This window comes from Sulfitobacter sediminivivens, assembly GCF_042611115.2.
In the GTDB taxonomy this organism is placed as follows: Bacteria; Pseudomonadota; Alphaproteobacteria; order Rhodobacterales; family Rhodobacteraceae; genus Sulfitobacter; species Sulfitobacter sediminivivens.
This window is the reverse complement of the sequence record NZ_JBHGAR020000003.1, coordinates 208,925-220,450: the sequence shown is the minus strand read 5'-3', so window position 1 is coordinate 220,450 and position 11,526 is coordinate 208,925. Positions and strand designations below refer to the sequence as shown.

Annotated in this window: 12 protein-coding genes; 3 read left to right on the top strand and 9 right to left on the bottom strand. The window is 56.8% G+C overall.

The window, feature by feature from the left end; all coding sequences use genetic code 11:
• Window position 1 precedes the first annotated feature (1 nt).
• The 3 genes from gltX to ACEWL3_RS05455 all read left to right on the top strand — a co-directional run bounded on the left by gltX (window position 2) and on the right by ACEWL3_RS05455 (window position 3,615).
• Window positions 2-1,402, top strand: coding sequence for a glutamate--tRNA ligase (gltX, locus tag ACEWL3_RS05465; protein ID WP_386180048.1), 1,401 nt, complete (start codon window positions 2-4; stop codon window positions 1,400-1,402).
• 113 nt (window positions 1,403-1,515) lie between these two features.
• Window positions 1,516-2,811, top strand: a complete 1,296-nt coding sequence (gltA, locus tag ACEWL3_RS05460; RefSeq protein WP_386180045.1) for a citrate synthase — start codon at window positions 1,516-1,518, stop codon at window positions 2,809-2,811.
• A gap of 504 nt (window positions 2,812-3,315) precedes the next feature.
• Complete coding sequence (locus ACEWL3_RS05455) at window positions 3,316-3,615, top strand: hypothetical protein (protein WP_386180042.1); 300 nt, start codon at window positions 3,316-3,318, stop codon at window positions 3,613-3,615.
• A 23-nt stretch (window positions 3,616-3,638) separates the two neighbouring features.
• Here the strand turns inward: ACEWL3_RS05455 and ACEWL3_RS05450 are convergent, their stop codons facing one another.
• The 9 genes from ACEWL3_RS05450 to ACEWL3_RS05410 all read right to left on the bottom strand — a co-directional run bounded on the left by ACEWL3_RS05450 (window position 3,639) and on the right by ACEWL3_RS05410 (window position 11,486).
• On the bottom strand, window positions 3,639-4,415 hold the full coding sequence (locus ACEWL3_RS05450) for an enoyl-CoA hydratase-related protein (protein WP_386180039.1): 777 nt from the start codon (window positions 4,413-4,415) through the stop codon (window positions 3,639-3,641).
• Window positions 4,416-4,490: 75 nt separating this feature from the next.
• Entirely contained in the window at window positions 4,491-4,943 is a 453-nt protein-coding gene (locus tag ACEWL3_RS05445; protein WP_386180036.1) for a cytochrome c-type biogenesis protein, read from the bottom strand.
• Window positions 4,940-6,901, bottom strand: coding sequence for a heme lyase CcmF/NrfE family subunit (locus ACEWL3_RS05440; RefSeq protein WP_386180033.1), 1,962 nt, complete (start codon window positions 6,899-6,901; stop codon window positions 4,940-4,942). The genes ACEWL3_RS05445 and ACEWL3_RS05440 overlap by 4 nt, the downstream gene beginning before the upstream one ends.
• Before the next feature lie 73 nt (window positions 6,902-6,974).
• Window positions 6,975-7,550 (bottom strand): holin family protein, encoded by a 576-nt coding sequence (locus tag ACEWL3_RS05435; protein WP_386180030.1) that lies wholly within the window; start codon window positions 7,548-7,550, stop codon window positions 6,975-6,977.
• Window positions 7,541-8,152 (bottom strand): holin-associated N-acetylmuramidase, encoded by a 612-nt coding sequence (locus ACEWL3_RS05430; protein WP_386180027.1) that lies wholly within the window; start codon window positions 8,150-8,152, stop codon window positions 7,541-7,543. The genes ACEWL3_RS05435 and ACEWL3_RS05430 overlap by 10 nt, the downstream gene beginning before the upstream one ends.
• A gap of 79 nt (window positions 8,153-8,231) precedes the next feature.
• Window positions 8,232-8,675: a cytochrome c maturation protein CcmE gene (gene ccmE / locus ACEWL3_RS05425; protein WP_386180024.1), complete on the bottom strand. Its 444-nt coding sequence runs from the start codon at window positions 8,673-8,675 to the stop codon at window positions 8,232-8,234.
• A 16-nt stretch (window positions 8,676-8,691) separates the two neighbouring features.
• Window positions 8,692-9,720 carry an N-acetyl-gamma-glutamyl-phosphate reductase gene (gene argC, locus ACEWL3_RS05420; protein WP_386180021.1) on the bottom strand — a complete coding sequence of 343 codons (1,029 nt, stop codon included), beginning with the start codon at window positions 9,718-9,720 and terminating at the stop codon, window positions 8,692-8,694.
• A 36-nt stretch (window positions 9,721-9,756) separates the two neighbouring features.
• Window positions 9,757-10,566: a glutamate racemase gene (locus ACEWL3_RS05415; protein WP_386180018.1), complete on the bottom strand. Its 810-nt coding sequence runs from the start codon at window positions 10,564-10,566 to the stop codon at window positions 9,757-9,759.
• A gap of 38 nt (window positions 10,567-10,604) precedes the next feature.
• Window positions 10,605-11,486, bottom strand: a complete 882-nt coding sequence (locus ACEWL3_RS05410; RefSeq protein WP_386180015.1) for a lysophospholipid acyltransferase family protein — start codon at window positions 11,484-11,486, stop codon at window positions 10,605-10,607.
• Between the last annotated feature and the right edge of the window lie 40 nt (window positions 11,487-11,526).

Sequence of the window (11,526 nt, the reverse complement as noted above, 5' to 3'; positions counted from 1 at the left end):
CATGTCTTTGCCCGTTGTCACCCGTTTCGCCCCGTCACCTACCGGTTTTTTGCACATTGGTGGCGCGCGCACGGCGCTCTTTAATTGGCTTTATGCGCGGGGCCGTGGGGGGAAGTTCCTGCTCAGGATCGAAGACACCGACCGGGCACGCTCCACGCCCGAAGCGACCTCTGCAATTCTGCAAGGCATGGCGTGGCTTGGCCTTGATCATGACGGCGATGTCGTAAGCCAGTTTGAAAACGCCCCGCGCCATGCCGCCGTGGCCCATGAATTGCTGGCCAAAGGGGCGGCCTTCAAGTGTTTTGCAACGCAAGACGAAATTGAAGCCTTTCGCGAGGCCGCGAAGGCCGAAGGACGCAGCACGCTTTACCGGTCGCCTTGGCGCGATGCCGACCCTGCCGACCATCCCGATGTGCCCTATGTGATCCGTATCAAAGCGCCATCAAAAGGCGAAACCGTGATCCGTGACGCGGTGCAGGGCGACGTGACCATTCAGAACGATCAACTTGATGATATGGTGTTGCTCCGGTCTGATGGCACTCCAGTCTATATGTTGGCCGTGGTTGTCGATGACCATGATATGGGCGTGACCCATGTGATCCGCGGTGATGACCACCTCAACAATGCGGCGCGGCAAATGATGATCTATCACGGTATGGGGTGGGATGTACCGGTTTGGGCCCATATCCCGCTGATCCACGGGCCTGATGGCAAAAAACTGTCCAAACGGCACGGTGCTTTGGGCGCGCAGGAATATCAGATAATGGGCTATCCCGCCGCTGGCATGCGCAATTATCTTGCCCGTCTGGGGTGGAGCCATGGCGATGACGAATTTTTTACCGACGCGCAAGCCAAGGAATGGTTCGACCTGGATGGCATCCGCCGCAGCCCGGCGCAATTTGATCTCAAGAAGCTTGAGAACATCTGCGGCCAACATATTGCGGTTGCAGATGATGCCGCATTGCGGCGCGAATGCGAGGAATACCTGGAAGCGGCTGGATTGCCTGCGCTAACTTCCGCACAGTCAGCCGGTTTGCAGGCGGCGCTTTACTGCCTCAAAGAACGGGCGAAGACATTGCCGGAACTTCTTGAAAAAGCACATTTTGTTCTGACATCCCGGCCGATTACCCCGGATGACAAGGCATCAAAAAACCTTGATGATATATCCCGCGGTATGCTGTCTGAATTGACGCCGCATCTGCAAAATGCTAGCTGGAACAAAGAAACGCTGGAAGAGGTGATGAACGGCTTTGCTGCCGCGAAAGAAACCAAATTCGGCAAGCTGGCAGGGCCTTTGCGTGCGGCCCTTGCAGGGCGCGCGGTGACCCCATCGGTTTTTGACATGATGCTTGTGTTGGGACGTGATGAGACTCTTGCCCGGCTAACAGACGCAGCGGCCTGACATCGGTTAACCCCGCAGCAAGGTTGAATAAGATAACAGACAAGGCAGCCCCCCGAGGGGCCATGCCCAGACGGCGGGAAAATACCCGCAGCCAACATTCGGGAAGGGACTTCATGGCTGAGAAAAAGAAATCCGCGACATTGACCATTGACGGCAACAATTATGAGTTGCCAATTCTTTCGCCCACCGTAGGGCCGGATGTTTTGGATATTCGCAAGCTTTACGGTCAGCTGGATGTTTTTACCTACGACCCAGGCTTTACCTCAACGGCAGCCTGCGACAGCACAATTACGTTTATCGACGGTGAAGAAGGTGTGTTGCTGCACCGTGGCTATCCGATTGATCAGCTTGCAGGCAAATCTCACTATCTCGAGGTGTGCTATCTGCTGCTTTATGGTGAGCTCCCCTCGCCCAAGGCGCTCGAGGATTTCGAGACGCTGGTGACAAACCACACCATGATCCACGAACAGATGATGTATTTCTTCCGTGGCTTCCGCCGTGACGCGCATCCGATGGCCGTTATGGTTGGTGTCGTTGGTGCAATGTCCGCCTTTTATCATGACAGCACCGATATCGCCGACGAACACCAGCGCGAGGTTGCGTCGATCCGTTTGATCGCAAAAATGCCGACCATTGCCGCGATGGCCTATAAATACACCATCGGTCAGCCGTTTGTGTACCCGCGCAATGATCTGGATTACGCGTCAAACTTCCTGCGCATGTGCTTTGCCGTGCCGGCAGAGGAATACGTGGTTAACCCAATCCTCAGCCGCGCGATGGACCGGATATTCACGCTACATGCGGATCACGAACAAAACGCTTCTACCTCCACCGTCCGGCTGGCATCTTCGTCAGGTGCGAACCCGTTTGCCTGTATCGCGGCCGGTATTGCCTGCCTTTGGGGCCCTGCACATGGGGGCGCAAATCAGGCCTGTCTTGAGATGCTCAAGGAAATTGGCACACCTGACCGCATTCCGGAATTCATCGCCCGCGCCAAGGACAAGAATGATCCCTTCCGTCTCATGGGCTTTGGCCACCGGGTCTATAAGAACTTTGATCCCCGCGCCACGGTGATGAAAGAAAGCGCTGACGAGGTTCTGGAACTGCTGGGTATTGAGAACAACCCGATCCTGCAGGTCGCAAAAGAGCTTGAGAAACAGGCGCTGGAAGATCCATACTTCGCAGAGAAGAAACTGTTCCCGAATGTGGACTTTTATTCCGGGATCATTCTGGAAGCGATGGGTTTCCCGACGTCGATGTTCACGCCCATCTTTGCACTGTCGCGCACTGTTGGCTGGATTTCCCAGTGGAAGGAAATGATCGCCGATCCACAGAACAAGATTGGCCGTCCGCGCCAGCTCTATCTGGGCGAATCGAAACGCGATTACGTGGATATTGAAAACCGCTGATCGGTTGGACACATGATACAGATGCCCCGGCTTTGGTCGGGGCCTTTTCGTTTGTCTGATGTCTTACAGGTCTTGGATGTCTGACCCGGCCAATGCTGAACAGCAGTGTCACCCGTTGCATCGCAGAAACGCCAAGACGCTCGCAAAAAGTAGAGAATCACTGTTTCTGGCGCTCGGACAGTTTGGATATAATCTTGCCTGGCTCGGCAAATTGTTTCTGTTACCAATGCCTTAATCGAAACACAGACCCCGCAAACAGGGCAAAAATATGTCATTGTTTCGCCAATTCCAACAATAACGCCGCCTGCTTGACCGTATTTGCCATAGCTAGTTAACTTTATTCTGGTTCAAACCGCGATGGCAAAGGTGGGCGAAGATGGGGGCGAAAATGTATTCTGGCATGAGGCGTTTTCGGGCGCAATCTGACGCACCTGCCTGCAAGATTGCGTTGCTGCCCGCGATTGATACGACGTGGCTGCCCGTCTCTGACAGGAGGGCGGTCTCATGAGATCCAATCAACAGTCTGGCCAATTTCGCTGGGATCATGCTGCCAGCCTCATGCCTGTGGGTAGCGCAGCCGAACAATGCCCGCAAGGCGCATTGGTGCCCGACCTGTTGCATGATTGCGATCAGATCGCGGTCGTCTATGACAAGGGCCAGACACCGCCAGAGATCACCATCATGCAGGTTTCAGGGTATGTGCACACGGTTCTTGCAGATGGCATTGCTGTCGCCGTTGTCGCATGCACATCCGGTCCTGCACCCAGCGCTGAAAATGTGCTGTTGGTGGAACGCTCTAGCTAAATCCTCAAAGAGCCCGCGAGCGATCAGCGCCCTTCAAACGATGGGCTGCGTTTTTCGACGAATGCCAGAACGCCTTCTTTGAAATCCCGTGATTTGCCGCATTTTCCTTGCTCTTGCGCCTCAAAGGCCAGCTGATCCTCAAATGTATTGTCCCATGATCCGCGCACGACAGCCTTGACCGCGCTGTAAGCCGCCGTTGGACCCGCCGCAAGATGCGCCGCCTTGGCCCGCCAATGCGCATCGAAATCCGCATCCGGCACCGCTTCCCATATCATGCCCCAATCATCCGCTTGGCGCGCTGATATCTTATCGGCAAAAAGCGCTGCCCCCATTGCCTTTGCCGTGCCCATCTGACGCGGCAACACATAGGTGCCGCCCGCATCCGGGATCAGCCCGATCTTGGTGAAAGCCTGCATGAAATAGGCGGATTGGGCGGCAAAAACCACGTCTGCGGCCAGCGCCAGATTGGCCCCGGCCCCAGCAGCCGGACCATTAACCGCAGCAATTGTGGGCACCGGACAATTCACAATGGCCCGCAACATCGGCGCGTATTCGTCGCGCAAGGTCCGCTCAAGATCAATGGAAGACGAATTGGCGCGGTCGCCCAGATCCTGACCAGAACAAAACGCGCGCCCCGCGCCGGTCAAGACCACAACCCGCGCCTCCTCGCCGCCTTGCTTGACAGCATGGGCGATTTCCGCCCGCATCTGGGTGGTCAACGCATTCATCTTGTCCGCGCGGTTCAAGGTGATCAGGGCAACGCCTTCGGCCAGATCATAAGTGATTGTCTGATATTCCATCGGTTTTGCCCCTTGTTCATGCGGATTTAATGCAGGTTTAACAAAGCCAGAGGTGCTGACCAGCAAAACCGCACGTCATTGCCGCAAAATATCGCGCAGCCGTGCTGCTTCATCATCATTCAGCGGCGTTTCTTCCGTTGGTTGCGCCTTTGAGCGGCTGCGCAGATATCCAAGACCGACGCCGCCCGCCACCAGCAGCATCAACGGGCCCGCCGCCCACAACAGCCAGTTCGCGCCGCGCGCGTCGGGCTTGAGCAGGACATATTCACCATAACGTGCCACGATGAAATCAACCGCTTGTTGGTCACTGTCGCCGGCAACCAGCCGCTCGCGCAACAAAAGACGCAGGTCGCGGGCAAGGCTCGCATTGCTCTCATCAATGCTCTCGTTGCGGCACACCAGACACCGCAGCCCTTTGGACACCTCACGCGCCCGCGCCTCTAACACCGGATCGTTCAACACCTCATCTGGTTCCACTGCCATCAACGGCGTTGCCAACAGCATCAAGATCAGCATCAACCGTTTCATTCCGCAGGCACCGTTTGGGATTTGCGCGCACCTGCCGCGACACGGAAACGCCTGTCGGTGAGGCTCAGCAGACCACCCAGTGCCATCATTGCACAGCCAATCCATATCCAGTTGGTCAGCGGTTTGATGTACGTACGCACAGCCCATCCCCCGCCATCCTGTTTGTCACCAATCACAACATATACATCGCGTGCGAGATTGTAATCAATCGCCGCCTCGGTTGTCGGCATCTGGGCCACCGGATAAAAGCGTTTTTCAGGCCGCAACTGCGCAATCTCGCGCCCGTTTCGGGCCAGTGTCACCTGTCCCATCGTCGACAGGTAATTCGGCCCGCGCAGTTCGTCCACCGCAGTCAGGGTCAAGGTGTAGCTGCCTACATCAAAGGGCTCGCCAATCTGCGCCACACGAAGGTCATCCATGCTCCATGCTGTCAGCCCCGCTACCCCGGCGATGGTCACACCCAACCCGGCGTGCGCCGTGGCCTTGCCCCAGTCAGCGCGCGGCAGACGGCGCAGCCGTTTCAGCCTGTGCGCCCCACGCCCCGTCCGCAAAGCGAGCTCAACCCCTGTCCCCATGATCAGCCAGGCCGCCAGAAACAACCCCATCGGTCCCAGCATGCTGCGCCCGGTTTGCAGCGCAAAGGCAAGGCCAGCCACGGCTACGGCCAGCACAAACACATAGCGCAGGGGCCAAAGCGCACGCCCGATCGATGCGCGTTTCCAGGGCATCACGCTGCCGATGGGCATGATCAGCCCCAGTGCCACCATAAACGGCGTAAAGGCCGCATTGAAAAACGGTGGCCCGACACTGAGTTTGCGGTCAAAAAACATCTCTGCCAACAGAGGCCACATGGTTCCGACAAAGACCACGAAACAGGCGACAGCCAGCAGCAGGTTGTTCACCACCAAAGCGGATTCGCGGCTGACCAGACCAAAGACACCCTTGGCCTCCATAGCGCCGGCGCGCAGCGCGAAAAGCACAAGCGCACCGCCCATGAAAAGCGCCATGATTGCCAGAATGAAAACGCCACGTTCTGGATCATTTGCAAAGGCATGAACCGAGGTCAGCAACCCCGAGCGCACGATAAATGTGCCAATCAACGAAAACCCAAACGCAAGGATCGCCAACAGGATCGTCCAGCTTTTCAGGCTTTCACGTTTTTCGACGACGATGGCGGAATGCAGCAAAGCTGCGGCCAAAAGCCATGGCATAAAGCTGGCGTTCTCAACAGGGTCCCAGAACCAGAACCCACCCCAGCCCAATTCATAATAGGCCCACCAAGACCCCAAGGCGATGCCAATGGTCAGGAATATCCACGCCGCCAGCGTCCATGGCCGCACCCAGCGCCCCCATGCGGCGTCAACGCGCCCTTCGATCAGCGCGGCCACGGCAAAACTGAATGACATGCTCAGCCCGACATACCCAAGGTAAAGGAACGGCGGGTGAAACGCCAAACCGGGGTCCTGCAACAACGGGTTCAGGTCACGGCCATCAAAGGGCGGTGTGGCAAGGCGCAAGAAAGGATTGGACGTGAACAGGATAAAGGCAAAAAACGCCACCGCGATCGCCGCCTGCACCGACAGAACACGTGCCCGCAAAGTGGGCGGTAATCCACCGCCAAACCATGCTGCCATTGCGCCGAACAGCGTCACAATCAACACCCAAAGCAGCATCGACCCCTCATGATTGCCCCATGTGCCGCTAATTTTATAAAGCATGGGTTTGGCCGAGTGGCTGTTCGCCACCACCAACCGCAAGCTGAAATCCGAGGTGATGAAAGCCCACATCAGCGCGCCAAACGCCAGTGCGGTCAGCGCAAATTGGGCACCGGCGGCGGGTTCCGCCACGGCCATCCACCCCGGCCACCGATGGTGCGCGCCGATCATGGGCACCACCATCTGGATGATCGCGACACCAAAAGCGAGGATCAGCGAAAAATGTCCCAATTCTGTAATCATGAGAAAACTATAGGGGGCCGCCGCCCCCTATACCATCACGATTTAACCTTTTGAGCGGTGCAAAGCGTCGCAGTCAGACGGCGGCGCGCCGCCACGCGTCCAGCGCCGGATTGGCCCCCGGCATGATCGACGCAATTGACAGCCGCGTATCGCTCCCGGTATCGGCAGCCTTCGCGCTGTCGGCACGCAAGGCACGGATGGTTTTGATGTTCTCCAGAACCTGCGGCACCTGGGCCATTGTTCCGACAATCTCGCGTTGAAACTGCTGGGCTTTGACCTGATGACGCGCGCCAAAGTAAAATGAAACAATCACCCCCAAGAGCCACCACAGCGGCTCTGGCACCAGCGCAATCCCTTGCATTCGCTCGGAAAACCACAAAGGGTTTATCATTGCAGACACAAACAAAACCAATGTCCCCAACGCCAACATGGGCCGTGGCAGCCGATTGACTCCATCCATGAATCGATCAAATCCGCCCTGCCGCGCAACCGCAAATTCGGCACCGTATTGGGCCATTGCCTGTCCCTGCACCTGCGCGCCGCGCGTGGCTCCGGCTTCGGCATTTTCCCGAAACACTTCGACCGTGTCGCGCACCACGTTGCGCTCACCTCCAAAGACCAGTCCGATGAGTTTCTCAATCAACCCCATGCCGCAATCCTTTCATCGAACTCTGCTTTGGTCAGGTGATACTGCGGCCCAATGAATTCTTCGGCCCGCACGATCCATCCCCCCTTGCCGCCTGCCCGATTGCGGGCATATTTGCGACTGGCGGGGCGGCGGTCGGCCAGACGGAAGTAATAATTGCGCCGAGAAATGCCGTAAGCATCGACAAAATGGTCGGGTGCCTTGCGCATCGCTTCGCGCACCGCACCGATGCTTTGAGGCCCTAGCGCACCATCAACGGTAACCTCATACCCCATCTCGCGCAAAAGCTGCTGCAGGATCTTAACAGCGTTGCCACCTGCGTTGACATACATATCGAATACCGTCGCTTGCAGGGCCTGCGGCAACTGCCCGATCAAAGGGCCGTCAAAGTAGTGTTTGATAAAGATTTCAACCGCTTGGCGTTGGGTAAGTCTGCGCACGTCCTCGATGGTGACCTGATCATCGCCCGTCAAATCCAAACCCAACCGCCGCATGGTGTGGATCGTGACACCAAAATTGGTTGCCCCACCGGGATCGTCGGGATCATTCACAAACCCGCCTTCCCGGGCCACTATTGCTCTGGCTATGTCCTTGACCGATTGCATATGCACCGCTCCTTACCGCTGAATTTCGGCAAGATTGGGCGCAATTGGGTTAATGGATGGCTGTGACAGCGTACGCTGCCTAGCTGTCAGGTTCCTGGTAAACACCCTGAGCCTTAAGAGCGTCGACCACCTCTTTCGGCATATAGTTTTCGTCGTGTTTTGCAAGAATTTCAGTGGCTTCAAAGACGCCATTGATGTAGCGGCCGGTGCCAACCATGCCTTGACCTTCTTCGAACAGATCAGGCAGAACCCCTGTGTATGTGGCAACAACGGTCGCCCCACCATCGGTCACATTAAACCGTATTGTCTCGCTTTCGCCACGCACCAATGTGCCTTCTTCAACCAGACCACCGATGCGAAACACCTCGTTGGGGCCGGGTGGCTCTGCGATGACCTGACTGGGCGCGCGAAAGTAGTTGATGCCATCCCGCAAGGCATAGCCGATCAACCCGGTGGACAGCACCAATGCCACAGCCGCCACCGCGATGATCTGGATACGTCTTTGTTTTTTCAGGCTTTTCATCTAACTGAGTAATCCATCATGGAAACAAAGGGGCCATCATCAGCCCTTCGGTTTCATCTATACCTAACATCAGATTGGCATTCTGCAACGCCTGCCCGCTGGACCCCTTGGTCAAATTGTCAAGCGCTGCGACCACAACGGAACGGCCGTCCAGCCGGTCAGACACCACACCGATGTGGCAAAAGTTTGATCCGCGAATGTGCCGTGTGCTGGGCGCTTCGCCGAAGGGCAATACTTCGATGAACGGCTCACCGGCGTACGCACTTTTGAGCGTATCATGAATGACTTGCGCATCACCCTTAACGTAAACTGTGGCAAGGATACCCCGGTTGGCCGGTATCAGATGCGGTGTGAATTGCACTCTGACAGGACGTCCTGCGAGCGCTGAAAACTCCTGATCAAATTCGCCCAGATGCCGATGCGTACCACCGATGGCATAGGCATGATATCCTTCGGACAATTCTGCGTGTAGCAGGTTCTCTTTCAAAGACCGGCCTGCACCAGAAACCGCGCATTTCAGGTCCAAGATGATTTCATCCAGATCAATAACGCCTTTTGATATCAAAGGCCTAAGTGCAAATTGCCCGGTGGCGGCGTTGCACCCGGTGCCGGCTACAAGCCGGGCTTTTTTGATGTCTTCACGGTAAAATTCAGTCAGCCCATACACGGCTTCGTCTTGCTGGGCCAAAGCGGCGTGTTTGTTACCATACCACTTGGTATATTCGTCTGGGTCGCGCAGCCGAAAATCAGCAGAAAGATCAACAATCTTAAGGTCTCGCGGCAAGGCGGCAATCACTTCCTGAGAGGTTTTGTGCGGCAAGGCGCAAAAGCACAGGTCGATGTCTGAAAAGTCTATGTCCTCAATTGTCACCAAAGATGGCAAATCGAGATGGCGCAGGTGTGGAAATACCTCTGCCATGCTCTGACCAGCTTTAGAGTTGCCGCCCAAAGCTTTGATTTTCATAGATGAATGTCCAGCGATAAGCCGGATCAGTTCGGCTCCGGTATAGCCAGATGCGCCAAGAATGGCGATGTTATGTGTCATGTCTGTATTCCGTCGGTAAAGTGTCTGTATGTGCGATCAGGCGGCGGTAAAGGTCAACGGTCGTCGCAGAAATTGCGTGGCGCGGGTACTGACGCGCGTCGGATCGCCTGTGGTCAGAAAACCCGCCTGGCCGGTGCCGCCCATGTTCGGATGCCGGTGCAGATAGTCAGCCAGCGCATCTGCCACCAGATTGGCCTGGGAAAAAACCTTGACGTCCTCGCCCAAGGCCCGCTGAAATGCCTCTTGCATCAGCGGATAATGGGTACAGCCAAGGATCGCGGCCTGCGGTTCCGGCATCTTGCGCTTCAACGCGTCCACATGGCTTTGCACCAGCGCTTCGGCCAGAATGAAATCGCCGTCTTCGATGGCATCGACGACCCCGCCGCAAGCCTGCGTTTCGACATCCACACCGATGGCGCGAAATGCCAGTTCGCGCTGAAACGCGCGGGTGGCGACGGTGGCGGGTGTGGCGAACAATGCAACATGCTTTAGCGCAACTTCGCGTGGTGGCGAATTATCACCCCATTGGCGTTCGGTCAGCGCCTCGATCAGCGGCACAAAAACACCCAGAACCCGTTTATCTTCAGGCACCCAGCCCTCTTGCATCCGGCGCAGTGCCGCAGCAGAGGCGGTGTTGCATGCCAGCACAACAAGGTCACAGCCCGCATCAAAGAGCCGTTGGGTGGCAGCAACGGTCAGCTCATAAATGTCATCCGCAGTGCGCACCCCGTAAGGCGCATTCGCGCTGTCGGCGAGATAGGTGAATGCGACATCAGGCAGGCGCGCCTGTACGGCGTCCAGAATGGTCAGCCCGCCCAAACCACTGTCAAAAATGCCAACTGCCATCGTTCCACCTCAGCCGCGCGGCGGCAATTCAAAGTCTGTCAGACGCTTTGCAGCGTCTCATAGTCGTATCCCAGATCAAAGCATGGGTGCGCATCCGGGGAAAGCGCATAAGTGGTTTTGCGCAGGAAATCCATCAACGCTGCGCCATCTTTTGCCAATGGGTCCAGAACGTCGCGCCCGATCGGTGCGCCCACCGAAAGTGCGACACCGCTGTCCACACGGGCGTTAAATTCGCGGATCAACAGGCCCAGCCGCAGATTGGCGTGCAGATGGCTGGCCCTTTGAAATACCCGCGAGTTTTGTCCGTGGAAATACACCGGCACCACCACAGCGTCCGATTTCGCGATCATCCGCGCGGTAAAGCTGCGCCAGCGCGGATCCATGGGCGGTTTCATTGCCGTGATGCCGGTGCTCACCGTGCCCCCGGGAAAGACACCGATGACACCCCCCAAAGCGAGATAGTCCAATGCCTCGCGTCGTGTCTCAAGGTTCAGTGCCAATGCGCGTTTGGTGGTGTCAAAACTGATCGGAAGCAGCATGGCGTTCAGATCCTCAGACCGGTTGAACACTGAATTTGCCAAAATCCTGAAATCACCACGCGTTTTGGTCAGCAGATGACCCATCATCATCCCATCAAGAATGCCAAACGGATGGTTCGACACCACAATCACCGGCCCCTCGCGCGGGATCAGATCGAGGGTCCCGCGCTGCACATCAAGGGACAAACCGAACCGTCTGATCATCACATCGAAAAACGGCGCTCCATCAGCGACATCGCGTTCATATGCCGCAGCGCGCCGGATCAGACCCAAGCGACCGGTTGCGTTTTCCAAACAGCGGATCAACAAGCGACCACCCCAAGTTGGGGCAGATCCTGCATAGCTTAGATCGCGGACAGAGGCGCGGGGTCTGCGGGCCAAAAACGCCCCCTTTCAGGATCAGGTGCGGGCCAACTCATAG